The organism is Virgisporangium aurantiacum, assembly GCF_016863635.1.
Taxonomy (GTDB): domain Bacteria; phylum Actinomycetota; class Actinomycetes; order Mycobacteriales; family Micromonosporaceae; genus Virgisporangium; species Virgisporangium aurantiacum.
The window spans coordinates 373759-396297 of sequence record NZ_BOPG01000012.1 but is presented as its reverse complement, the minus strand read 5'-3'; the positions used below and the strand labels follow the sequence as shown (position 1 = coordinate 396297).

General features: G+C 71.9%; 23 protein-coding genes and 1 pseudogene. 18 read left to right on the top strand and 6 right to left on the bottom strand.

Annotated elements, in window-relative coordinates; all coding sequences use genetic code 11:
* Positions 1–9: 9 nt before the first annotated feature.
* On the bottom strand, positions 10–927 hold the full coding sequence (locus Vau01_RS10660) for a MurR/RpiR family transcriptional regulator (protein WP_203990073.1): 918 nt from the start codon (positions 925–927) through the stop codon (positions 10–12).
* Positions 928–1100: 173 nt separating this feature from the next.
* Positions 1101–1832 carry an SDR family NAD(P)-dependent oxidoreductase gene (locus Vau01_RS10655; protein WP_203990071.1) on the bottom strand — a complete coding sequence of 244 codons (732 nt, stop codon included), beginning with the start codon at positions 1830–1832 and terminating at the stop codon, positions 1101–1103.
* Positions 1833–1913: 81 nt separating this feature from the next.
* On the opposite strand from Vau01_RS10655, the gene Vau01_RS10650 reads away from it, so the two are divergent.
* The 6 genes from Vau01_RS10650 to Vau01_RS10625 all read left to right on the top strand — a co-directional run bounded on the left by Vau01_RS10650 (position 1914) and on the right by Vau01_RS10625 (position 7567).
* Positions 1914–2753 carry an SMP-30/gluconolactonase/LRE family protein gene (locus Vau01_RS10650; protein WP_203990063.1) on the top strand — a complete coding sequence of 280 codons (840 nt, stop codon included), beginning with the start codon at positions 1914–1916 and terminating at the stop codon, positions 2751–2753.
* A 231-nt stretch (positions 2754–2984) separates the two neighbouring features.
* The gene (locus Vau01_RS10645) at positions 2985–4178 is read left to right on the top strand and encodes an ABC transporter substrate-binding protein (RefSeq protein ID WP_203990061.1); all 1194 of its coding nucleotides are present in this window, start codon (positions 2985–2987) and stop codon (positions 4176–4178) included.
* A 56-nt stretch (positions 4179–4234) separates the two neighbouring features.
* Entirely contained in the window at positions 4235–5110 is an 876-nt protein-coding gene (locus Vau01_RS10640) for a branched-chain amino acid ABC transporter permease (protein ID WP_203990060.1), read from the top strand.
* Entirely contained in the window at positions 5103–6062 is a 960-nt protein-coding gene (locus Vau01_RS10635) for a branched-chain amino acid ABC transporter permease (protein WP_203990059.1), read from the top strand. The genes Vau01_RS10640 and Vau01_RS10635 overlap by 8 nt, the downstream gene beginning before the upstream one ends.
* The gene (locus Vau01_RS10630; protein ID WP_203990058.1) at positions 6055–6852 is read left to right on the top strand and encodes an ABC transporter ATP-binding protein; all 798 of its coding nucleotides are present in this window, start codon (positions 6055–6057) and stop codon (positions 6850–6852) included. Before Vau01_RS10635 ends, Vau01_RS10630 begins: the two co-directional genes overlap by 8 nt.
* The gene (locus Vau01_RS10625) at positions 6842–7567 is read left to right on the top strand and encodes an ABC transporter ATP-binding protein (protein ID WP_203990054.1); all 726 of its coding nucleotides are present in this window, start codon (positions 6842–6844) and stop codon (positions 7565–7567) included. Before Vau01_RS10630 ends, Vau01_RS10625 begins: the two co-directional genes overlap by 11 nt.
* Before the next feature lie 10 nt (positions 7568–7577).
* Here Vau01_RS10625 and Vau01_RS10620 read toward each other — a convergent pair whose 3' ends face one another.
* A complete protein-coding gene (locus Vau01_RS10620; RefSeq protein ID WP_203990047.1) occupies positions 7578–8342 on the bottom strand; it encodes an SDR family NAD(P)-dependent oxidoreductase in 765 nt (254 codons plus the stop codon).
* A gap of 47 nt (positions 8343–8389) precedes the next feature.
* Here Vau01_RS10620 and Vau01_RS10615 point away from each other — a divergent pair, with 47 nt between their 5' ends.
* The 4 genes and pseudogenes from Vau01_RS10615 to Vau01_RS10600 form a co-directional block, all read left to right on the top strand.
* Positions 8390–9238, top strand: coding sequence for an LLM class F420-dependent oxidoreductase (locus Vau01_RS10615; protein WP_203990045.1), 849 nt, complete (start codon positions 8390–8392; stop codon positions 9236–9238).
* Positions 9235–10107 carry an SDR family oxidoreductase gene (locus Vau01_RS10610; protein WP_203990043.1) on the top strand — a complete coding sequence of 291 codons (873 nt, stop codon included), beginning with the start codon at positions 9235–9237 and terminating at the stop codon, positions 10105–10107. Before Vau01_RS10615 ends, Vau01_RS10610 begins: the two co-directional genes overlap by 4 nt.
* 1 nt (position 10108) lies before the next feature.
* A complete protein-coding gene (locus Vau01_RS10605) occupies positions 10109–11245 on the top strand; it encodes an acyl-CoA dehydrogenase family protein (protein WP_203990036.1) in 1137 nt (378 codons plus the stop codon).
* 44 nt (positions 11246–11289) lie between these two features.
* Positions 11290–12181: pseudogene (locus Vau01_RS10600) on the top strand (acyl-CoA dehydrogenase family protein); the annotation flags it as partial.
* A 78-nt stretch (positions 12182–12259) separates the two neighbouring features.
* Here the strand turns inward: Vau01_RS10600 and Vau01_RS10595 are convergent.
* Positions 12260–13030, bottom strand: coding sequence for an SDR family oxidoreductase (locus Vau01_RS10595; protein WP_203990011.1), 771 nt, complete (start codon positions 13028–13030; stop codon positions 12260–12262).
* Positions 13005–14156: an acetyl-CoA C-acetyltransferase gene (locus tag Vau01_RS10590; protein WP_203990009.1), complete on the bottom strand. Its 1152-nt coding sequence runs from the start codon at positions 14154–14156 to the stop codon at positions 13005–13007. Before Vau01_RS10590 ends, Vau01_RS10595 begins: the two co-directional genes overlap by 26 nt.
* Before the next feature lie 46 nt (positions 14157–14202).
* On the opposite strand from Vau01_RS10590, the gene Vau01_RS10585 reads away from it, so the two are divergent.
* From Vau01_RS10585 to Vau01_RS10575, 3 genes are read left to right on the top strand one after another with little or no spacing between them, the layout of a single operon-like run.
* Positions 14203–15738, top strand: a complete 1536-nt coding sequence (locus Vau01_RS10585) for a FadD3 family acyl-CoA ligase (protein ID WP_373320215.1) — start codon at positions 14203–14205, stop codon at positions 15736–15738.
* A gap of 8 nt (positions 15739–15746) precedes the next feature.
* Positions 15747–16937: an acetyl-CoA C-acetyltransferase gene (locus Vau01_RS10580; protein WP_308440450.1), complete on the top strand. Its 1191-nt coding sequence runs from the start codon at positions 15747–15749 to the stop codon at positions 16935–16937.
* On the top strand, positions 16934–17785 hold the full coding sequence (locus Vau01_RS10575) for an SDR family NAD(P)-dependent oxidoreductase (protein WP_203990005.1): 852 nt from the start codon (positions 16934–16936) through the stop codon (positions 17783–17785). The genes Vau01_RS10580 and Vau01_RS10575 overlap by 4 nt, the downstream gene beginning before the upstream one ends.
* Here Vau01_RS10575 and Vau01_RS10570 read toward each other — a convergent pair.
* Complete coding sequence (locus tag Vau01_RS10570) at positions 17775–18365, bottom strand: TetR/AcrR family transcriptional regulator (RefSeq protein ID WP_203990003.1); 591 nt, start codon at positions 18363–18365, stop codon at positions 17775–17777. The genes Vau01_RS10575 and Vau01_RS10570 overlap by 11 nt on opposite strands.
* A 148-nt stretch (positions 18366–18513) precedes the next feature.
* On the opposite strand from Vau01_RS10570, the gene Vau01_RS10565 reads away from it, so the two are divergent.
* The 5 genes from Vau01_RS10565 to Vau01_RS10545 are packed head-to-tail and all read left to right on the top strand — an operon-like array spanning position 18514 to position 22531.
* Positions 18514–19356 (top strand): CoA transferase subunit A, encoded by an 843-nt coding sequence (locus Vau01_RS10565; RefSeq protein ID WP_203990001.1) that lies wholly within the window; start codon positions 18514–18516, stop codon positions 19354–19356.
* Positions 19353–20102 (top strand): CoA-transferase subunit beta, encoded by a 750-nt coding sequence (locus Vau01_RS10560; RefSeq protein ID WP_239151475.1) that lies wholly within the window; start codon positions 19353–19355, stop codon positions 20100–20102. The genes Vau01_RS10565 and Vau01_RS10560 overlap by 4 nt, the downstream gene beginning before the upstream one ends.
* Positions 20102–21166: an NAD(P)H-dependent flavin oxidoreductase gene (locus tag Vau01_RS10555; protein ID WP_203989998.1), complete on the top strand. Its 1065-nt coding sequence runs from the start codon at positions 20102–20104 to the stop codon at positions 21164–21166. Before Vau01_RS10560 ends, Vau01_RS10555 begins: the two co-directional genes overlap by 1 nt.
* A complete protein-coding gene (locus Vau01_RS10550) occupies positions 21153–21767 on the top strand; it encodes a gamma carbonic anhydrase family protein (RefSeq protein WP_203989989.1) in 615 nt (204 codons plus the stop codon). The genes Vau01_RS10555 and Vau01_RS10550 overlap by 14 nt, the downstream gene beginning before the upstream one ends.
* Positions 21764–22531 (top strand): SDR family oxidoreductase, encoded by a 768-nt coding sequence (locus Vau01_RS10545; RefSeq protein ID WP_203989980.1) that lies wholly within the window; start codon positions 21764–21766, stop codon positions 22529–22531. The genes Vau01_RS10550 and Vau01_RS10545 overlap by 4 nt, the downstream gene beginning before the upstream one ends.
* Positions 22532–22539: the final 8 nt, after the last annotated feature.

The window sequence follows — 22539 nt, the reverse complement described above, 5'->3', positions numbered from 1 at the left end:
GGGGTCTCCTCAGGCTCGGCGGGGTTTGCGGCGGCGGGCGCCGGGTTCGTCGGGGACGCGGTGGGCGTCGACCGCCCGCGCGGTCACCTCGAACGCCTCGGTGGTGCGCTGGTAGGTGCGCTGGGCGACCGCCACGTAGATCAGGTCCAGGGCGACCAGTTGCGAGTGCAGGGCGGCCAGCGCGGCGAGCCGGAACGTCGTCTCGTGCACCGCCGTGATCAGGGAGATCTCGGCGGTCTCGGCGAGCGGCGAGCGCTCGAACGACGTCACCGCGACCGTCAGCGCGCCCTGCGACCCGGCCTCCGCGAGCGTCTCGATGACCTCCCGCGTCCGCCCGCTGTGGGACAGTCCGATCGCGACGTCGCCGGGGCCGAGCAGCGCGGCGTTGGTGAGTGCCTTGTGCGCGTCCTCCCGGTACCAGACCGGGATGCGGATGCGTTCGAGGCGGAACGCCATCTCGCGGGCGGCGGCGCCGCTGCTGCCGAGCCCGAACAGCTCCACCCGGCCGGCGACGGCGATCGCGTCGGCGAGGCGGGCGACGCCGTCGAGGTCCAGGCGGGCGGCGGTCTCCTGGATCGCGCGCGAGTCGGCGCCGGCGATGATGCCGAGGACGCGGTCGAGCGGATCGTCCGGACCGATCTCCTGGCCGATGTCGGTCTCCCAGCGGGCCTGCTCCTGCCGCCCGCTCTCGGCGGCGAGCGCGACCCGCAGGGCCGCGTACCCCTTGAAGCCGAGCACGCGGCAGAATCGGGTGACGGTGGCCGTCGAGGTGCCGGCCCGCTCCGCCAGGTCGACGATCGAGGCCTGCGCCGCCTCGGCCGGGTCCTCGAGGATCTGCTCGCCGATCCGGGCGAGCGCGTCGGGCAGGGCGGGCAGTTCGGCCCGCAGGCGCCCGACGATGCCCTGGATCTGCTGGACCGCCGTCATCAAAATTCCTTTCACCACGTTCCCGTGATGAAGAAAATTACGATCGCGGCAGCCCCATGTCAACACTCATTTTCACTCTCCGCCCGCGCTTGAGTAGATCTTGGACTCCCGGCGGGCCTGGGGCACCGCACGGAGTCCAAGATCGCGTGGCCGGGGCAGGAGCGGCCACCGCCCTACTGGGTGACCATCCAGCCGCCGTCGACGGGGAGCAGGACGCCGTTGATGTAGGACGCCAGCGGCGAGAGCAGGAACAGGATCGCCCACGCGACCTCGTCGGGGTCGCCCATGCGGCCGAAGGGGATGCGGGCCAGCACCCGCTTGCCCATGTCGCTGTCGGCGAAGCCGGCGATCCGGGGAGTGTCGGTCATGCCGGGGGCGACGGCGTTGGCGCGCACCTCGCCGCTGCGGTACGCGGCCAGGTAGCGGGTGTAGCCGGCGATCGCGGCCTTCGCCGTGGTGTACCAGTCGGAGCCGGTGCCGATGAAGTTGCCGGCCACCGACGCGAGGTTGACCACGCTGGCGCCGGCCGGCGGGCCCGTCGCCAGCCACGCCTCGGTCATCCGGCGCATGCTGCCGACGGCGAGCGCCAGGGCGGCCTCGAAGTCGAGGTCCACCGAGCTGGGCGGGCCCGCGTTGTTCACGAGGAGGCGCGCTGTGGGCGTCACCTCGAATCCGGCCGCGACCGCGACCGGATCGCCCACATCGGCCACGACGGCGGCCGCCGTGCCGCCGGCGGCCGTGATGGTCTCGACGGTGGCCGCGAGGGTCGCGGGGTTGAGGTCCCAGGCGGAGACGTGGAGACCGACCCGTGCGGCCTGTACCGCCACCGAACGACCGATTCCGCTGCCCGCACCCGTGACGACAATCGTGTCTCCGGGTTGGAAACCGAGGGCGATGTCCGGCATGAGGCCCTCCTTGGGCGAGAACTGGACAACCAAGCGCTTGCTACGATCACGAACCACCGCATCGTAACCCGGGAGGTCAGCATGTTCGAGGAGCACGTCACCGGACTCGCTTTTCCGGAAGCCGCTCGCTGGCACGACGGTCACCTGTGGTTCTCCGACATGCACGACGAGCGCGTGTTCCGGGTCGACGGCCCGGGCCGCGTCACCGAGGTGGTTCGCGTGCCGGGCGATCCGGCGGGGCTCGGCTGGCTGCCGGACGGGCGCCTGCTCGTCGTCTCCATGCACGACCGCCGCCTGCTGCGCCTCGACCCCGACGGCCTCACCGGACACGCCGACCTCGGCCACATCGCGACCTGGCACTGCAACGACATGGTCGTCGACGCGCAGGGCCGCGCCTACGTCGGCAACTTCGGTGATGGCACCCCGCCGGGCACGCCGATCACGCCGGCCGACCTCGCGCTCGTCCACCCGGACGGCACGGTCGTGGTCGCGGCGACCGGGCTGGAGTTCCCGAACGGCGCGGCCATCGGCGACGGCACGCTCGTCATCGCCGAGACCCGCGCCGACCCGCCCCGCCTCACCCGGTTCGACATCGAACCCGACGGGACGCTGACCAGTCGGCGGCTGTTCGCATCGTTGGGACCCGAGTCGCCCGACGGCATCTGCCTCGACGCCGAGGGCGCCGTGTGGTTCGCGTCGTGGTCGACGAACGAGGTGATCCGGGTCCGCGAGGGCGGCGAGATCCTCGACCGCCGGTCGACGGGTGACGCCGGCGCCTACTCGTGCGTCCTCGGCGGCGACGACGGCCGCACCCTGTTCGTGTGCGTCGCGGCCACCTGGATGCCCGAGGAGTCCCGGCGCACCCGCACCGGCCGGATCCTCGCGACGCGGGTCGACGTCCCGGCAACGCATTTGCGCTGATCGAAGCCCTTGACCTATCCGTGATCAAGTCTGCCGTTGTGACGCTTGACACGAAGCATGCCCGTAAGCAGGATGACACAAACAAGCGCTTGCTACATAACGACGCGGAGCTGCTGAGCAGTTCCGGCCGCCGATCCGTGCGCCACTTCAGGCCAGCACCCCGGCGATACCCCGACAGATCAGGACCTGAATAACCAAGGTGGGCACATGGGTCTGAGAAGGAGCAGGGCGGTGCGGCTCGCAGTCGGTGTGACTGCGCTGGCGCTCGCCGCCGCCGGATGCGGGCCGAGCAACTCCGGGTCCGACACCCCCGACACCGGTAGCGCCAAGGGCGAACCGATCGTCGTCGGGATGGACGAGGACAGCACCGGTCCCGGCGCGTCCTACAGCGTCATCGCGGGCAAGACGATCCGCGCGGCGATCCAGGACCTCAACGACAAGGGCGGCGTGCTCGGCCGTCCCATCAAACTGGTTGTCGAGAACGACGAGAGCGACCCGACCAAGGTGCCGGCGACGCTGCAGAAGCTCGGCAGCCAGGGCGCCAAGGTGCTGCTGCTGCAGAGCGGCAGCGCGGCGATCATCCAGGCCAAGGGTCAGCTCGCCGGGCTCGGCCTGCCGGCGATCGCGCCGACCGGCGTCACCGCGACGCTCGTCGCCCCGCCGAACAACGAACTCATCTACATGCTCGCGAACACCACCAACGACTGGGCGAAGGTCTACTGTGGAGCGTTCGAGAAGGCCGGCATCAAGAAGATCGGCGTGCTCGCCGACGACACGGCCACCATCGCGGCGCTGAACAAGGCCCTCTTCGACCAGATGTCGTGCGTCCAGATCGTGGCGAACGAGAAGGGCGCGGCCGCCGCGTCGGACCTCTCGGCACAGGTCGCCCGGCTGAAGAACGCCAACCCGGACGCGGTGATGGTCACCAGCGTCGGCGGCGCGTTCGAGGTGCTGGCGCAGAACACGCTCGCGTCGCAACTGGGCGGCAAGCCGCGGTTCTCGCTCGCGTCGATCGGCAACCAGCCGGCGTCGTGGAAGCTCGCGAACCAGGGTGCGTTGAACGGGCTCATCTTCATGGGGTCCATCAACTCGCAGAACCCGCGCACCCAGGAACTGGTGAAGTTCCTCAAGAAGAAGAACGGTGACGACTACGAGATCACCGCGTACGACGCGCAGGCGTGGGACACGGTGCAGTTGCTGAAGGCCGCCATCGAGAAGGCCGGCAGCGACGATCCGAAGAAGATCAACGAGGCGATCCAGGGCATCACCAAGATGCCGGCGACGTTCGGGCAGGGAAGCTTCACCCTGTCGTTCTCGGCCACCAAGCACCTCGGCGCCGACGGCCTGTGCGGGCTGTCGCTCATCGAATTCGGCAGCGACAACAAGCCGAAGGGACCATGGGGCACCTACCAGCCGCCGTGTTGATCTGTTGTCGGGCGGTGGGGCGGCCATACGGCCGCCCCACGGTTTAGGGAGGACCTGTGAGCCAACCGCAGCTGTGGCTGTCCGCGCTGGAGATGGGCTGCTTCTTCGGCCTGCTCGCGCTCGCGTACTACCTCACGCTGGTGGGCGCGGGCTTCTTCAACTTCGCCATCGGCCCGTACGCGATGATGGGCGGGCTGTGCACGTCCTGGCTCGTGATCGAGCGGGACATGGGGGTCTGGGCCGCCGCCGGGGTGGCCGTCCTGGTGACGATGGCGCTCGCCGCCGCCACCGAACTCGCCGTGGTGCGGCCGGTGCAGAAACGGTCGGGCAAGGGTGAACTGCCCGCGCTGGTCGCGGTCGCGGCCGTGCTGTTCGCGATCCAGCAACTCGCCGGCTATCTCTTCGGCTACGTCACGCTGCCGGGGCAGAGCCTGGCGACGTTCGACCCGGTGAAGGTCGGGTCGAGCACGCTGCAGCCGAGTTCGGTGCTGTTGTTCGTGATGACCGCCGTGGTGTTCACCGGTGCGGCGCTGGGGATCCGGTACACCCGCACCGGCCGGTTGCTGCGCGCGGTCGGCGACAGCACCCACGCCGCGTCGCTGCTCGGCCTTCCGGTGAACCGGATCCGGCTGATCGCGTTCCTGGTGTCCGGTCTGCTCGCCGCCGTCACCGGAATCCTGTTCGCGCCGAAGGCCGGCGTCGGATCGCTGTCGGGCCTGTCCTGGACGCTCAGCGGCTTCCTCGCGATGGTCGTCGGCGGCACCGGATCGCTGTGGGCACCGCTGCTCGGCGGGCTGGTGCTCGGCGGGCTGGAGGTGTTCGTCCCCTACTACTTCGGCGGCCAGTCCCACGTGTACGGGATGCTGCTGGTCGCCCTCGTGTTCTTCGCGTTCAAACCGCAGGGGCTGTTCGTGAGGAGGGTCCGTGCGTAGAACTCCGGGGTTGGGCGGCCTGGTTCTGGGCGTGGCCGGGGTCGTCGCCATGTTGCTGTGGGTGGGTGGCGACGGCTACAAGCAGACGCTCGTGACGACCACCGCGACGTACGCGCTCGTCGCGCTCGGCATGTACGTGCCGTACCTGATGGCCGGTTCGCTGTCGATGGCGTACGGCGCCTACGCCGGCATCGGCGGCTACGCCGTCGGGCTGCTGTCCAACCGCACCGGGCTCCCGCTGGCGCTGGCCTGGATCGTCGGCCCGATCGTCGCGGCGGCCCTGGCCGTCCTGTTGGGACTGGTCACCCGCCGGCTGTCCGGGTTCTTCCTCGCGGCCGTGACCCTCCTCTTCGGGCTCGCGTTCTCCGCGTGGCTGGTCGACGCCGAGGGCATCTCCGGCGGTTCCGGCGGGCTCGGGAACATCCGCGCGCTGAACCTGCTCGGCTGGGAGCCGTCGGCGTACCAGGTGGTGGTCGGGTCGGCGTTGCTCGTGTGCGTGGTGGCGTTCCTGCTCGACCGGTTGCGGCTCTCGCCGTGGGGCGTGGTCGTCCGGACGATGCGCGACGCGCCGGCGGCGGTGGAGGCCGCCGGGGTGCGGGTTCCGGTGCTGACGCTCGTGGCGCTCGCGATCGGGGCCGCGGTCGCCGCGATCGGCGGCGGCCTGTTCACCTACGCCGCGGGCAGCGTGGCGCCGGAGACGTTCACGCTGAACCTGGTGTTCCTGGCCATCTTCATGCCGCTGATCGGCGGCGCGGGAACGCCGTGGGGCGCGGTGGTCGGCGCGACGCTCGCCGTGCAGTTGACGCTCAACTTCCCGGCCGTCGCCACCAGCGGCACGCTGATCCTCGCCCTGGGGGTGCTCGTCATCATGCTGATCGCGCCGCGCGGGATCGTCGGCTACGCCGACGCGTTACGCAAGCGGGTCCCGGTGGGGTGGGTGCGCCGTGGCTGAGTTGCTCGTGGGCACCGGCCTCACCAAGCGCTACGGCGGCGTGGTGGCGCTCGACGACGTCTCGCTGCACCTGGGCGCCGGCGAGATCCTCGGCCTCGTCGGGCCGAACGGCGCCGGCAAGACCACGCTCGTCGACCTCATCTCCGGCGCGCAGACCGCCAGCGCCGGAACGCTGACGCTGCGCGGCAACCGGCTCAGCGGTCCGGCGTCGAAACGGGCGCGCGCCGGCCTCGCCCGCACGTTCCAGTACCCGCAACTGGCGCTGGAACTGTCGGTGCGCGACAACCTGCTGCTCGGCCGGGCGGCCCGGCGCATGCCGAACCCGTGGCGCATGACGCTCGCCGCGGCGCTCGGCATCCTCCGCCCGTCGATGGCCGAGGACACGTCGGCGGTCGAAACGATCGCGTCCGAGTTGGGTCTGTCCGACCTGGAGCGCGAGGCCGGCGACCTGACGCTGGGCGAGCAGCGGCTGGTCGAGGTGGGCCGGGCACTCGGGTCCGACCCGGTCGTCATGCTGCTCGACGAGCCGTTCGCGGGCTCCGACGCGTCCGGCGTCGCGGGCATCATCGACGTCATCCGCACCGTGCAGCGGCGCGGGCACGCGGTGATCCTGGTCGACCACAACGTCGACCTCGTCGCCGGGCTCGTCGATCGCATCATGCTGCTCGACCGCGGCCGGGCCGTGTTCGACGGCGATCCGCGCGAGTGCCTGGCGAGCCCGCAGATGCAGCAGGTCTACTTCGGGGTCGCGGACTCCGACGAGGACGAAGAGGTGCCTCATGGCGCATGAGTTGCGGGTCGAGGGGCTCACCGTCCGATATGGACACAGCAGCGCACTGTCCGATGTGGACCTCACGGTGCCGGGCGGCAGCGTCACCGCGCTCGTCGGGCCGAACGGCGCCGGCAAGAGCAGCCTGCTGCTGGCCGCGTACGGATCCGTCCCCGCGTCCGGAAAGATCTTTCTGGACGGCGAGGACGTGAGCTCGTTGCGCCCCGCCGCCCGGGCCCGCGCGGGCATCGCGATCGTGCCGCAGGGGCGGCAGCTGTTCCCGCGGTTGAACGTCGCCGACAACCTCCAGGTGATGGCCGAACTGCTGCGGCTGCCCCGGTCGGCGGTCGACGAGGCGGTCGACCGGTTCCCGATCCTGCGTACGCGTTTGAAAAGTCTGGTCGGCGTGCTGTCCGGCGGTGAGCAGCAGATGCTGGTGGTCACCCGGGCGCTGATGGGCAAACCCCGGGTGCTGCTGCTCGACGAGATGATGACCGGGCTCGCGCCGCTGATCGTGCGGGAACTGGCCGACACCGTCGCCCGGCTCGCCGCCGACGACGGTGTGGCGGTGGTGATGGCCGAGCCCGCCCTGGGCGCGTCCCGGCGCGTCATCGACCGCGGGTACGTGCTGATCCGGGGTGCCGTGGTGGCCACGGAGGAGGGCGGCGGCCGGGCGCTGGACCGCGCGTACCAGCACGCGGTGGGCGTCGAACTGGAGGAGATCGAAACGCCTTGAGGAACGGCGGTCAGACGCCGTAGCCGCCGTCGACGTCCAGCTTCTGGCCGGTGATGTACCGCGCCTGCTCGCTCGCGAGGAAGGTGACGGCGGCGGCGACGTCGTCCGCGGTGCCGAAGCGGCCCAGCGGGATGTTGTTCCGCGCCGCGTCGAGGGCGGCGTCGTCGAGGTCGCCGTTGGCGATCAGGCGCACCGCCATGCCGTCGGTGGTCATGCCTGGGCCGACGCAGTTGGCGCGCACGCCGAACCGGCCCTCCTCGGCGGCGATCCCGCGCACCAGCGCCTCGATGGCACCCTTCGGACCGGCCGACAGCCCGTCGCGCACGGGGTACCGCCGGGTGGCGGCCGTGGTGACGGCGACGAGGCTGCCGCGGCTCTCACGTAGCGCCGGCAGCACCGCCGAGACGAGCGTGAAGAAGCCGACCGCGTCGGCAGTGAGCTGATCGCGGAACTGCTCCGGGGTGACGCGGCTGAGGTGGATCATCGGCACGTGCGGCCCGGCGGCGTACACGACCGTGTGCAGGCCGCCGTACCGCTCGGCGGCCGCCGCGACGACCCGCGCCGTGGCGGCCGCGTCGGTGAGATCAAGCGCCCACGCATGCGGCTCACCGGGCAGGGCGGTGATGAGGGCGTCCGCCGTGGCGGCGTCGGTGCGGTAGGTCAGCGCGAGGGCGCTGCCGGCGGCGGCCAGGCGGTGCGCCACCGCGGATCCGATGCCGCCGGTGGCGCCGACGACCAGGGCGGCTCCGGGGCGGGAGGAGAAGTCGAGCAGCACCCGCCTACCGTATCCTTACCAAGCAAGCATTTGGTAGGGTGCATCGCGTGAACCTCGGTGTCATGTCGCCGATCGCGAGTGCCGATCCCGCCGCGGCGGCCGCGTTCGTGCGGTTGGTGGAGGAGCTCGGGTGCGAGTCGGTGTGGGCGGTCGAGCACGTGGTGGTGCCGGCGGCGTACGCGCCGGTGTACCCGTACGACCCGAGCGGCGTCATGAGCCTCGGGCCGGACGACGACGTACCCGATCCGTTGCACTGGTTGACATTCGCCGCCGCGCACACCACCACGCTGAAACTGGGCGTGGCGATGCTCATCCTGCCGCTGCACCATCCTGTGCACCTCGCGAAGCGACTGTCCACGATCGACAGGCTGAGCGGCGGACGCCTGCTCGCCGGCGTGGGGGTGGGCTGGTTGCGCGAGGAGTACGACGCGCTCGGCGTCCCCTTCGAGGCGCGCGGGCGCCGCGCCGACGAGTACCTCGCCGCGATGCGTGCACTGTGGACGGACGCACCGTCCACATTCGACGGTGAGTTCACCGCGTTCCGCGACGTCCACTCGACACCGCGTCCCGTGCGGCCGGCCGGGGTGCCGATCGTCGTCGGCGGCCACAGTCCGGCGGCGGCCCGCCGCGCCGCGCGGTACGGCGACGGCTTCTACCCGCTCGGCGTCGACGCCGGCGGCCTGGCCGACCTGCTGGCCGTGCTACGAAAGGAATGCGCGGCGATCGGGCGCGACCCGGCCGCGATCGAGGTGACCGCGCGGGCGCCCCGAACCGCGGCGGAGGTGGCCGAACTGGCGTCGCTGGGCGTGTCCCGCGTCGTCATCCGCGGCGACGCGTCCGACCTCGCCGGAACGGAGCGACGCGTGCGGCGCTACCGGAAGGAGATCGGAACATGATCTGTGCCGACCGCGTGGTCGTCGTCACCGGCGCCGGGCAGGGCATCGGGCGGGCGCACGCACACGCGTTCGCCGCCGCCGGGGCCCGGGTCGTCGTCAACGACCTGTCCGCCGACGCCGCGGCCGCCGTCGTGGAATCGGTGGAGAAGGACGGCGGGACCGCGAGCGCATGCCCGGGCGACGTCGCCGACTGGGCGTTCGCGCAGGAGCTGGTGACGCACGCGGTGACGACGTACGGCGGGCTCGACGTGCTCGTGAACAACGCCGGCCTGGTGCGTGACCGCATGCTCGTCAGCATCACCGAAGCGGAATGGGACGCCGCGGTGCGCGTCAACCTGAAGGGTCACGCGGCGCCGTTGCGCCACGCGGCGGCCTACTGGCGCGACCGCGCGAAGGCCGGCGACCCGAGGGCCGCGCGCGTCATCAACACCAGTTCCGGCGCCGGCCTGTTCGGTAGCGTCGGCCAGGTGAACTACGCCGCGGCCAAGGCCGGCATCGTCGCCCTCACCCAGGTCGCCGCCGTGGAACTGGCGCGGTACGGGATCACCGTGAACGCGATCGCGCCGAGCGCCCGCACGCCGATGACGGAGTCCGTGTTCGTCGACATGATGCGCGCGCCCGCCGACGGGTTCGACGCGATGGCGCCGGAGAACGTGTCGCCGCTCGTGGTGTGGCTGGGGAGCGTGGGGTCGGCGGGCGTGACGGGACGGGTGTTCGAGGTGAGCGGCGGACAGGTGAGCCTCGCCGACGGCTGGCGGCACGGGCCGCCCGCCGACGCCGGCCGGCGTTGGACGCCGTCGGAACTCGGCGACGTCGTGCACAAACTGATCGCCGACGCGCCCGCCCCGGTGCCGGTGTACGGGGCCTGAGATGGATTTCCGCACCCGCGTCCGGGACTGGCTTTCGGCGAATCTCACCGGTGAGTTCGCCGCGCTGGCCGGCACCGGCGGACCCGGCCGCGAGCACGAGAACGTCGAGCTGCGCGCGCGGTGGGAGAAGGCGCTCGGCGCCGCCGGCTGGATCGGGCTCGGCTGGCCGGCGTCGCACGGTGGCGCCGGTGCCGACGTCGCGACGCAGGTGGCGTTCTTCGAGGAGTACGCCCGCGCCGGTGGTCCGGGGCGGCTGAGCCACATCGGCGAGTACCTGCTCGCCCCGACGCTGATCGCCTACGGCACGAAGGACCAGTGCGACCGGTTCCTGCCGCCGATCGCGCGGGCCGAGGAGTTCTGGTGCCAGGGCTACTCCGAGCCCGGCGCGGGCAGCGATCTCGCCGCCGTGCAGACCCGCGCCGAGCGCGACGGCGACGTCTGGCGCGTCACCGGCCAGAAGGTGTGGACGTCGCTGGCGCACCTGGCCGACTGGTGCTTCGTGCTCGCCCGCACCGAGCCGGGCTCGAAGCGGCACACCGGCCTGTCGTACCTGCTGGTGCCGATGCGCCAGCCGGGCGTCGAGGTGCGGCCGATCGTCCAGCTGACCGGCACCTCGGAGTTCAACGAGGTCTTCTTCGACGGGGCGGTGACGGCGGCGTCGAACATCGTCGGCGCGCCCGGCGAGGGCTGGCGGGTCGCCACCGGAACGCTGGCGTTCGAACGCGGGATCGCGACGCTCGGCCAGCAGATCGGGTTCGCCCGCGAACTCGACGAGATCGTGACGGTGGCCCACGACCGTGGCCTGCTCGACGATCCCGCGTGGAGCGACCGGATCGTCGACGCGTGGGTCGGGCTGCAGGCGCTGAGGCACCAGGCGTTGCGGACGCTCGGTTCGGGCGACGGGGTCGCACCGTCGGTGGCGAAGCTGATGTGGGCGACGTGGCACCGGCGGCTGGGCGAGCTGGCGATGGACGTCCACGGCGCGGCGGCGACGCTCGCCGACGGTGAACCGTACGAGTTGTCGGCGGCGCAGCGGCTGTTCCTGTTCACCCGCGCCGACACCATCTACGGCGGCTCGAACGAGATCCAACGCAACATCATCGCCAACCACGTGCTCGGCCGATCGCGTCGGGGGTGACGGTCGTGGACTTCGCATTCACCGACGAGCAGGAGGACCTGCGCGCCACCGTCCGGCGGCTGCTGGCCAAGTCGGACGTTCCACTGTGGACGAAGATGGTCGACGAGCTCGGCCTGACCGCGCTGGCGATCCCGGAGGAGCACGGCGGCTTCGGCGCGTCGCTCGTCGAGGTCGCGATCGCGGTGGAGGAGACCGGTGCCGCGCTGGCGCCGGTGCCGTTGCTGGCCACCGTCACCGCGGCGGCGGCCGTCGACCCGTCGACGCCGGCCGGTGCCGCGCTGCTGTCGGGCCTGGCCGCTGGGTCGACGGTGGCCGCGCTGGCGTTCCCCGATCCGGCGGGGCCAGCGCTGACCGCCACGCGCGACGGTGACGCATACCTCGTCGACGGCACCGCCGTCCACGTCCTCAACGGTGCGGACGCCGACATCGCCGTGGTGGCAACGGATTCCGGGCTGTTCGCGGTGCCGGTGGCGCACGCGAAGCGCACCGTGCACCCGACGCTCGACCAGACCCGCTCGCAGGCGACGCTCGTGTTCGAGGCGGCACCGGCGGAACGGGTCGGCCCGTCGGCCGGGCCCGCGCTGAGCCTGCTGCGCGCCGCGCTCGCGGTCGAGTCGGTCGGGGTCGCGCGCGCCGCGCTCGCGGCGGCGGTGGCACACCTGCGGACGCGGGAGCAGTTCGGCGCCCCGCTGGCCACGTTCCAGGCGTTGCGGCACCGCGTCGCCGACCTGACCGTCCACGTCGAGGCCGCCACCTCCAGCGCCTGGTACGCCGTGCGCGTCGCCGACACCGACGAGTTCGACACCGCCGCCACGATCGCGAAGCTGGTCGCCACCGACGCCGCATTCGAGGTGACCGGGGAATGCATCCAACTACTCGGCGGAATCGGCTTCACCTGGGAACACGACGCCCACCGCTACTTCAAACGAGCGACCGCCAACCGCCTCCTGGCCGGCACCCCCGCGGACCTGCGCCGCGAGTTGACGCCCGCCGCCCTCCCAAGATCAACGGGGGTCAGGGGCGGTGGGTGACCGTCGTGAACGCGGGGAGCTGGCCGCCGCCGTCGACGCGGAGAGAAGCGCCGGTGAGGTACGCGGCTAGCGGGGAGCACATCAGGAGACACGCGTCGGCGATGTCGTTCGGCGTGGCCATGCGGCCCAACGGGACCGTGGCGGCGACCGCGGCGAGCGTCTCCTCGTCGCCGTAGTGGTGTTCGTTCTCGTCGGTGCGGACCAGTCCGGCCATCACCTCGACGACGCGCACGAGCGGCGCCCACTCCACCGCGAGCGCGCGGGTGAGCACCGACAGGCCGGCCTTCGACGCGGCGTACGCGGCGGTGCCGGGAACCGGTTCGGTGGCCGAGACGCTGCCGATGTTGATGATGAGGCCGCCGCCGGTCTGCTTCTGCATGACGGCGTTCGCCGCCTGCGCCACGAAGAACGGCGCCAGCAGGTTGAGCCGCACCACCGACGTGACCAGGTTCGGCGACGCCTCGGCGGCGGGGACGGACGGGCCGCCACCGGCGTTGTTCACCACCACGTCGAGGCGCCCGAAGCGGCGGACCGCTTCCTCCACCAACGAGGCGGCGACCGCGGGCTCACGCACGTCACCGGACATGTGCTCGACCCCGGCGGCGGGCGGGTCGGGCGCGCGCCGCGAGCACGCCAGCACCCGGGCACCGGCCGCGGCGAAACGCTCCGCGATCGTGCGGCCGATGCCGCGGCTGCCGCCGGTCACCAGAACGGCGCGACCGTCCACATCAGAGCCGTTCGATGATGGTGACATTCGCGGTCCCCCCGCCCTCGCACATGGTCTGCAGGCCGTAGCGTCCGCCGGTGCGTTCGAGTTCGTGCAGCAGCGTCGTCATCAGCCTCGCACCCGTGGCGCCCAGCGGGTGGCCCAACGCGACCGCGCCGCCGTTCACGTTGACGCGGGCCAGATCGGCGCCGAGTTCACGCTGCCACGCCAGCACCACGGGGACGAACGCCTCGTTGATCTCGACGAGGTCGATGTCGTCGATGGTGAGGCCGCTGCGCTCCAGCGCGCGGTGGGTGGCCGGGATCGGGCCGGTGAGCATGTAGACCGGGTCGGCGGCCCGCACGCCGAGGTGTCGAACCGCCGCCCGGGGCTTGAGGTTGTACCGCGCGACGGCCTGCTCCGACGCGACGAGCAGCGCCGCCGCGCCGTCGGAGATCTGGCTCGCCAGGGCGGCGGTGACGCGTCCCCCCTCCGACAGGGTCTTCAAACCGGCCATGCGATCCAGCGAGGTGTCGCGGCGCGGGCCCTCGTCGGTGTCGACGCCGTTGATGGGCGCGATCTCGCGCGCGAACCGGCCCTCGTCGATCGCGAGGATCGCGCGCTGGTGGCTGCCGAGCGCGTACTCCTCCATCTCGGCGCGGCCGAGGTCCCACTTCGTCGCGATGAGCTCGGCGGCGCGGAACTGGGAGATCTCCTGGTCGCCGTAGCGGCGCTGCCAGCCGACCGAGCCGGAGAACGGGTCGGTGAAGCCGAGCGCCTGCCCGGCCGCCATCGCCGACGCGATCGGGATCGCGCTCATGTTCTGCACGCCGCCGGCGACGACGAGGTCGGCGGTTCCGGACAGGACGGCCTGCGCGGCGAAGTGGACGGCCTGCTGCGACGACCCGCACTGCCGATCGACGGTGACGCCGGGCACCTCCTCGGGCAGCCCGGCCGCCAGCCACGAGGTGCGGGCGATGTTGCCGGCCTGCGGGCCGATGGTGTCGACGCAGCCGAAGATCACGTCGTCGACGGTGGCCGGGTCGATGCCGGTGCGGTCGACCAGCGCCCGCAGCACGTGTGCACCGAGGTCGGCGGGGTGGACGCCGGCCAGCGCGCCGCCGCGCCGGCCGACCGGGGTGCGCAGCGCATCAACCAGGTACGCGACGGTCATGGTCGACAGCTTACCAAGCAAGCATTCGCTTGGTAAGCTGCGTTCCGTGCAGCCCGATCCACTCCGCGCAGACACGCTGCCCGCACTCGTCGAGGCGGCGGCTGCCGCGTACGGCGACCGTGAGGCCATTGTGGACGGTGCCACCCGCATCCGGTTCGCCGAACTCGCCGGGCAGGTCGACGGGTTCGCCCGCGCGGTGATGGCCGCCGGCGTCGAACCGGGCGACCGGGTCGCGATGTGGGCGCCCAACGGGTGGCGGTGGGTGGTCGCCGCGCTCGGCGCGGTCCGCGCGGGTGCCGTGCTGATCCCGTTGAACACCCGCTACAAGGGCGCCGAGGCGGCGTACATCCTCAACCGGACGAAGGCCCGCCTGCTGGTGACCGTCGACGGCTTCCTCGGCAACGACTACGTGGGAATGCTGTCCACAGAGGACGTTCCGCACCTGGAGAAAACCGTCCTGTTGAATGAGTGGGACGAGTTCATCGCCGGCGGCGCCCGCGTCACCGCGGAAGCCGCGGCGGCGAGGGCGGCCGCGATCGACGGTGGCGACGTCAGCGACATCTTCTTCACCTCGGGCACCACCGGTAACCCGAAGGGCGCGATGCTCACGCACGCGCAGGCGATCGCCCTCTACACCACCTGGAGCGACCTCGCCGGCCTGCGGACCGGGGACAGGTACCTGCTCGTGAACCCGTTCTTCCACACGTTCGGCTACAAGGCCGGTGTGCTCGCGTGCCTGCTGCGCGGCGCCACGATCGTGCCGCAGGCGGTGTTCGACGTCGACGCCTCGCTCGGGCTGATCGAGCGCGAACGCATCACCGTGATGCCGGGACCGCCGACGCTGTACACGTCGATCCTCAACCATCCCGACCGCGGGAAGTACGACCTGAGCAGCCTGCGGGTCGCGGTCACCGGCGCGACAACGGTTCCGGTGGCGCTGATCGAGCGCCTGCACGCCGAACTCACGCTGGAGCGGGTGCTGACCGCGTACGGGCTCACCGAGACCGCCGGCACCGCCACGATGTGCCGGCCCGACGACACCGCGGAAACCGTGGCGAACACGTGCGGCGGGCCGGTGCCCGGCGTGGAGCTCGCGGTCGTCGACGCCGACGGGAAGCCGGTGCCGGCCGGCGAACCCGGCGAGGTGCTCATCCGCGGCTACAACGTGATGGTCGGCTACCTCGACGATCCCGAAGCCACCAAGGCCGCGATCGACGACGACGGCTGGCTGCACACCGGCGACATCGGCGTGCTGGACCAGCGCGGCTACCTGAAGATCACCGACCGGCTCAAGGACATGTACATCTGCGGCGGGTTCAACGTGTACCCGGCCGAGATCGAACAGGTGCTGGCGCACCACGCGGCGGTGGCCGAGGCGGCCGTCGTCGGCGCGCCGGACGAGCGGCTCGGTGAGGTCGGCCGCGCGGTCGTGGTGCTGCGTCACGGCCGGACGGCGTCGGCGGCAGATCTCGTCGCGTGGTGCCGGGAGCGGCTCGCGAACTTCAAGGTGCCGCGGACGGTCGAGTTCGTGGAGGCGTTGCCGCGCAACGCGAGCGGCAAGGTCATCAAATCGTCCTTATAGGAGGCGCCGTGGATGCGGTGATCGTGGCGGCGGCGCGCTCGCCGATCGGACGCGCGAACAAGGGATCGCTGGCGGGAATGCGCGCCGACGACCTCGCGGTCGCGATGGCCAGGGCGGCCCTGGGCCAGGTGCCCGCGCTGGATCCGTCGACGTTGGACGACATCATGCTCGGCTGCGCCCAGCCGGCCGGCGAGCAGGGCTACAACCTGGCCCGCTCGGTGGCCGTGCGGCTCGGCCTCGACGGCGTGCCGGGCACGACCGTGAACCGGTACTGCGCCTCGTCGTTGCAGGCGATCCGGATGGCGTTCCACGCGATCCGGGCCGGCGAGGGGCACGCGTTCCTCGCCGCCGGCGCGGAGTCGGTGTCGCGGTACGGCAACGGCAAGGCCGACGGGATGCCGGACACGAAGAACCCGGCGTTCCGGCCCTTCGCGCCGGCCGGGCGGTGGGTGGACCCGCGGGCGAGCGGCGGGCTTCCCGACCTGCACATCGCGATGGGCGAGACCGCGGAGAACGTCGCGCAGTGGTGCGGCGTCAGCCGCGAGGAGCAGGACGAGTTCGCGGTCCTCAGCCAGAACCGGGCCGAGAAGGCGATCGCCGACGGGTTCTTCGACGTGGACATCACGCCGGTGACGCGTCCCGACGGCACCGTCGTGGCCACCGACGACGGGCCCCGCGCGGGCACCACGCTGGCGAAGCTGTCGACGCTGGCGCCGGTGTTCCGGCCCGACGGGACGGTCACCGCCGGGAACGCGTGCCCGCTCAACGACGGCGCCGCCGCGGTGGTCGTCATGAGCGCGACGCGCGCCCGCGACCTGGGGCTGCAACCGCTCGCCCGGATCGTCGCGACCGGCGTCTCGGCGCTCAGCCCGGAGATCATGGGCCTGGGCCCGATCGAGGCGTCGCGGCGGGCGCTGGCGCACGCGGGTCTCGGAGTGTCCGATGTGGACCTGGTCGAGATCAACGAGGCGTTCGCCGCCCAGGTCGTGCCGGTGATCCGGGAACTTGGGCTGGATCCGGACCGGGTGAACGTCCACGGTGGAGCGATCGCGCTCGGGCACCCGTTCGGCATGACCGGCGCCCGCATCGCCACCACGCTGGTCAACTCGTTGCGCTGGCGCGACAAGCAGTTCGGGCTGGAGACCATGTGCACGGCCGGCGGTCAGGGCATGGCGATGGTGGTGGAGCGCCTGTCGTGACCGGTGCTCTGAACGGAAAGGCGGTCGTGATCACCGGTGCCGGGCGCGGGCTCGGTGCCGCGTACGCGGCGCTGGCGGCGCGCGAGGGCGCAGCCGTCGTCGTCAACGACGTCGACGCGGAGCAGGCGCGCGAGGTGGTCGCGGGGATCGAGGCCGCCGGCGGCCGCGCGGTCGCCGACGCGTCCGACATCGCGACGTGGGACGGCGCCGGCGCGCTCGTCGCGCACTGCGTCGACGCGTTCGGCGCGATCGACGGCCTCGTCAACAACGCCGGCATCTTCCGCCTCGCCAGCCCCTTCGACCAGGACCCGGACGACTTCCGCGCGGTGATCGAGGTGAACCTGCTCGGCACCGCCTACTGCGGCCTGCACGCGATCCGGGCGATGACGCGGGGGTCGATCGTCAACGTGACCTCGGGGGCGCACGCCGGGTCGGCCGACATGGGCGCGTACGGCGCCAGCAAGGGCGGCGTGGCGTCGCTGACCTACAGCTGGGCGGTCGACCTCGCCGGCAGCGGCATCCGCGTCAACGCGGTGTCGCCGAACGCGCAGACGCGGATGGCCGAGGCGTTCGAGAAGCACCTCGGCGAGCGGGCGCAGCGGCAGAACATCGGCAAGCCGGCCGAACAGAACGCGCCGGCGGTGGTGTATCTGCTCTCCGACCTGTCGGCCGCGGTGCACGGCCAGGTGGTGCGCATCGACGGCACCGAACTGTCGCTGATCCGGCACCCGGCGGTGCTCGGCGACGGGCTGCGCGATCCACAGTGGACGGTGGAAGCGGTGGCCGCCGCGTTCGAGAGCGGCGGCCTGGCCGGGTCCCTCCAGCCGTTGGGGCTGTTCAGGTCCTAGGGGAGAGCCCGTCGAGGAACAGCGTGATGCAGTCCTCCGCGAACCGGCTCACCGGGTAGTCGCGGGTGGGCTTGAACCACCGCACCGACAGCCACACCGAGTCACGCATGAGGCGGTAGAGCACCTTCGGGTCGAGGTCGGACCGGAACACGCCGTCGCGCACACCGGCGTTGATGACCTCGAGCCAGGTGCTCTGGACCTCCTTGCCGGCGTTCTTGAGGTAGCCGAAACGCTCGATCTGCGTGAGGTAGTTGACCTCGTTCTGGTAGATCTCCGTGGCGTGCGGGTGCGCCTCGACCACCTCCAGCGAGGCGATCACGAGATCGTGCAGCTTCGTGCGGGGATCGGCGTCGCGGGCCGTCACCGCCTTGTACCGCACCCGCAGGTCCTCCAGGTAGGACGCGACGATCTCGTCGACCATCGCCTCCTTGGAGTCGAAGTGGTGGTAGAGGCTGCCGGAGAGCATGCCGACCTCGTCGGCGATCTCCCGGACCGTCGTCGCCGAGACCCCCTTGCGCGCGAACAGCCCCGCCGCACTCGCGAGGATCCGTTCCCGACGCTCTCCGGGTTCACGCGCCATGGGCAGCTCTTTCGTCGTTGGGTCTGTACGGCAGCTGAAGTCTATTCGGTACGCAGTCTGGGATATCGCCCAGCGCAGTGTAGCGTAACCAACCAAGCGCTTGCTATGTTGACGCCGACCCGACCGGCCGCGAGTGCAAGAGGTGGCGATGGCGAACAAGCGGATGACCGAGACCGAGGTCGTGGCGGAACTGTCGTCGGGCATGACCATCGGGATCGGCGGCTGGGGCTCGCGCCGCAAGCCGATGTCGCTGGTGCGGGCGATCCTGCGGTCCGATCTCACCGACCTCACCGTGGTCAGCTACGGCGGGCCCGACGTCGGCCTGCTCCTCGCCGCGGGAAAGGTGAGGCATCTGATCTACGGGTTCGTGTCGCTGGACTCGATCCCGCTCGAACCGCACTTCCGCGCCGCCCGCCAGGCCGGGACGCTGCGCGTCACCGAGTACGACGAGGGCATGCTGCAGTGGGGCCTGTACGCCGCGGCGACCCGGCTGCCGTTCCTGCCCACCCGGGTCGGCCTCGGCTCCGACGTCATGACGGTCAACCCCGAGCTGCGCACGGTCGCCAACCCGTACGGCGGCGAGGAACTGGTCGCCGTGCCGGCGCTGAAACTCGACGCGGCGCTGGTGCACATGAACCGGGCCGACGAGGCCGGCAACGCCCAGTATCTCGGCCCCGACCCGTACTTCGACGAGCTGTACTGCGCCGCCGCGGACCGCGCGTACGTGTCGTGCGAGCGCATCGTCGACGCCAAGGAACTGACCGCCACCGCGCCCGTGCAGACACTGCTCATCAAGCGGTTCATGGTGCGCGGGGTGGTGGAGGCGCCGGGTGGCGCGCACTTCACGTCCTGCGAACCCGACTACGGCCGCGACGAGGCGTTCCAACGCGAGTACGTGAAGGCGGCCGGCGATCCCGAGGCGTGGGCGGCGTTCCGTGCCCGCTATCTCGACGTCGACGAAAGCGTCTATCAGAAAGAGGCCGTAGCGTGAGCGCGACCCGGGCCGAGATCTGTGTGGTCGCCTGCGCCGAGGCGTGGCGCGGCGACGGGGAGATCCTCGCCAGCCCCATCGGTCTCGTCCCCATGATCGGTGCGCGGCTGGCCCGGGCCACGTTCGAACCCGACCTGATGCTCACCGACGGCGAGGCGTATCTGGGCCAGGGCACGTGGGCCATCGGCGAGAAGCCACCGGTGATCGAGGGCTGGATGCCGTTCCGGTTCGCGTTCGACGTGCTGTGGTCGGGGCGCCGGCACGTGATGATGGGACCGAGCCAGATCGACCGGTACGGCAACGCCAACATCTCCGCGATCGGCGACCACCGTCGCCCCAAGGTGCAGCTGCTCGGCGTGCGCGGCGCGCCGGGAAACACCGTCAACCACCCGACCAGCTACTGGGTTCCCCGGCACGCGCACCGCTCGTTCGTCGAGACTGTCGACATGGTCAGTGGCGTCGGGTACGACCGCGCCGCGGCGGCGGGCCCGGAGGCGAGCCGGTTCCACCACCTCCGCCGCGTCGTCAGCAACCTCGGGGTGTTCGACTTCGACACGCCCGATCACCGGATGCGGCTGGTGTCGACCCATCCCGGCGTCACCGTCGAGGAAGTGACAGCGGCCACCGCGTTCGAACTGGTCGTGCCGAACGACGTCCCCGAGACCCGCCAGCCGACCGACGCCGAACTCGACCTGATCCGCACCGTCATCGACCCCACCGATCTGCGGTCCGCCGAGGTCTCCTGATGGTCATCCGCACGCCGATCTGCGACCTGTTCGGGATCCGACACCCGATCGTGCAGACCGGCATGGGCTGGGTCTCCGACGCCGGGCTCACCGCCGCGACGTCCAACGCCGGCGGGCTCGGCATTCTGGCCGCCGCGACGCTGTCGCTCTCCGAACTGCAAAAAGCCATCGTGGACGTGCGTGAGCGCACCGCCGCGCCGTTCGGCGTCAACCTGCGCGCCGACGCGCCCGACGCCCGGGACCGCGTCGATCTCCTGATCCGGGAGAAGGTACGCGTCGCCTCGTTCGCGTTGGCGCCCAAGCCCGACCTCATCGCGCGGCTCAAGGACGCCGGTGTCGCGGTGGTGCCGTCGGTCGGCGCGCGCCGGCACGCGGAGAAGGTGGCCGGCTGGGGCGTCGACGCGGTCGTGGTGCAGGGCGCCGAGGGCGGCGGGCACACCGGGCAGGTGCCGACCTCGTTGCTGGTGCCGCAGATCGTCGACGCCGTCGACATCCCGGTGATCGCCGCGGGTGGGTACTTCGACGGACGCGGGCTGGTGTCGGCGCTCGCGTACGGCGCGGCCGGCATCGCGATGGGTACGCGGTTCCTGCTGACCTCCGACAGCCCGGTCGGCGCGGCGGTGAAGGAGCGGTACCTGGCCGCGTCGGTGACCGACACGGTGGTGACGTCGGCGCTCGACGGTGTGCCGCAACGCGTCCTGCGCACGCCCGCGGTGGCCCGGCTGGTCGGCCGCGGCGGCGTGCGGCAGTTGGCCGGCGCGGCCCGCAGCGCCGCCGGGTTCCGCCGGGTCACCGGCGCGAAATGGCGCGACCTGGTGCGTGAGGGGCTGGTGATGCGCCGCTCGCACGACCTCGGTCTGGGGCAGGTGCTGCTGGCCGCGAACACGCCGATGCTGCTGCGCGCGGCGATGGTGGAGGACCGGCCGGAGGCCGGCGTGATGGCCACCGGTCAGGTCGCCGGGCTCATCGACGACCTGCCCTCGTGCGCGGAGCTGATCGACCGCATCATGGGTGAGGCGGACGCGGTGCTGGACCGCCTGAGGAGGCTCGATGCCGGCGTATGAGTTCGAGGGGCTGGTGCCCGTCGTCGACCCGACCGCGTTCGTGCACCCGACCGCGGTGCTGATCGGTGACGTCCACGTCGGACCGGGCGCGTTCGTCGGTCCACTCGCGACACTGCGCGCCGACTTCGGGCGGATCGAGGTGCGGGAGGGCGCCAACTTCCAGGACGGCTGCGTGTTCCACAGCTTTCCGGGCGCGTCGGCGATCCTCGACCGCGACGGGCACGTGGGGCACGGCGCGATCCTGCACGGCTGCCACGTCGGCGTCGGCGTGCTGATCGGCATGAACGCGGTCGTGATGGACCGCGCGGTGATCGGGGAGTACGCGTTCGTCGCCGCGCACAGCGTGGTGCCGGAGGGGTTCGAGGTGCCGCCGCGCACGCTGGCGCGCGGGATACCGGCGAAGGTGACCCGCGACCTCAACGACGCGGAGCTCGCCTGGAAGGCGAACGGGACCCGGGTGTACCAGGATCTCGCGGTCCGCTACCGGGCGACGATGCGCGAGACGACCCCGCTGGCGGCGGCCGAACCCGACCGGCCGGCGCTGCCCGGCGACGACTCGGTGTCGGTGCCGCTCGGCGAGTACCGACGGAGGAATCCATGACACCACCCGACGGGCGCGGCCTTTTGACGGGGCGGACCGTCGTCGTCACCGCCGCGGCCGGCACCGGCATCGGCTTCGCGACCGCGGAGCGGTGCGCCCGCGAGGGTGCCGACGTGGCGATCAGCGACCGGCACGAGCGCCGGCTGGGTGAGGCCGCCGAGCGGCTGGCCGAGGTGCTCGGGCACAAGCCGCTGGCGGTGCCGTGCGACGTCACCGACGAAGCACAGGTGCAGAACCTGTTCGACCGCGCGGTCGAGCACTTCGGGCACCTCGACGTGCTCGTCAACAACGCCGGGCTGGGCGGCACGGCGTCCATTGTGGACATGACCGACGAGCAGTGGCACAGCGTCCTCGACGTGACCCTCACCGGCACGTTCCGCTGCACCCGGGCGGCGCTGCGGCACATGATGCCGCGGGGGAGCGGCGCGATCGTCAACAACGCGTCGGTGATCGGCTGGCGGGCGCAGGAGGGCCAGGCCCACTACGCCGCCGCGAAGGCCGGCGTGATGGCGCTGACCCGCTGCTCGGCGATCGAGGCCGCGACGGCGGGCGTGCGGATCAACGCCGTGGCGCCGAGCCTCGCGATGCACCCGCACCTGTCGAAGGTCACCACCGACGACCTCCTCGCCGACCTGACCGCCCGGGAGGCGTTCGGCCGCGCGGCCGAGCCGTGGGAGGTCGCCAACGTCATCGTGTTCCTCGCGAGCGACTACGCGTCCTACCTGGTCGGCGAGGTCGTCTCGGTGAGCAGCCAGCACCCGTGAAGGGGGGA

Bases quoted from the DNA above. Each gene is read 5' to 3' on its own strand.
- Vau01_RS10660 (WP_203990073.1), bottom strand. From the start codon at position 927: ATGACGGCGGTCCAGCAGATCCAGGGCATCGTCGGGCGCCTGCGGGCC.
- Vau01_RS10655 (WP_203990071.1), bottom strand. From the start codon at position 1,832: ATGCCGGACATCGCCCTCGGTTTCCAACCCGGAGACACGATTGTCGTC.
- Vau01_RS10650 (WP_203990063.1), top strand. From the start codon at position 1,914: ATGTTCGAGGAGCACGTCACCGGACTCGCTTTTCCGGAAGCCGCTCGC.
- Vau01_RS10625 (WP_203990054.1), top strand. From the start codon at position 6,842: ATGGCGCATGAGTTGCGGGTCGAGGGGCTCACCGTCCGATATGGACAC.
- Vau01_RS10610 (WP_203990043.1), top strand. From the start codon at position 9,235: ATGATCTGTGCCGACCGCGTGGTCGTCGTCACCGGCGCCGGGCAGGGC.
- Vau01_RS10605 (WP_203990036.1), top strand. From the start codon at position 10,109: ATGGATTTCCGCACCCGCGTCCGGGACTGGCTTTCGGCGAATCTCACC.
- Vau01_RS10595 (WP_203990011.1), bottom strand. From the start codon at position 13,030: ATGTCACCATCATCGAACGGCTCTGATGTGGACGGTCGCGCCGTTCTG.
- Vau01_RS10590 (WP_203990009.1), bottom strand. From the start codon at position 14,156: ATGACCGTCGCGTACCTGGTTGATGCGCTGCGCACCCCGGTCGGCCGG.
- Vau01_RS10570 (WP_203990003.1), bottom strand. From the start codon at position 18,365: ATGGCGCGTGAACCCGGAGAGCGTCGGGAACGGATCCTCGCGAGTGCG.
- Vau01_RS10565 (WP_203990001.1), top strand. From the start codon at position 18,514: ATGGCGAACAAGCGGATGACCGAGACCGAGGTCGTGGCGGAACTGTCG.
- Vau01_RS10555 (WP_203989998.1), top strand. From the start codon at position 20,102: ATGGTCATCCGCACGCCGATCTGCGACCTGTTCGGGATCCGACACCCG.
- Vau01_RS10550 (WP_203989989.1), top strand. From the start codon at position 21,153: ATGCCGGCGTATGAGTTCGAGGGGCTGGTGCCCGTCGTCGACCCGACC.
- Vau01_RS10545 (WP_203989980.1), top strand. From the start codon at position 21,764: ATGACACCACCCGACGGGCGCGGCCTTTTGACGGGGCGGACCGTCGTC.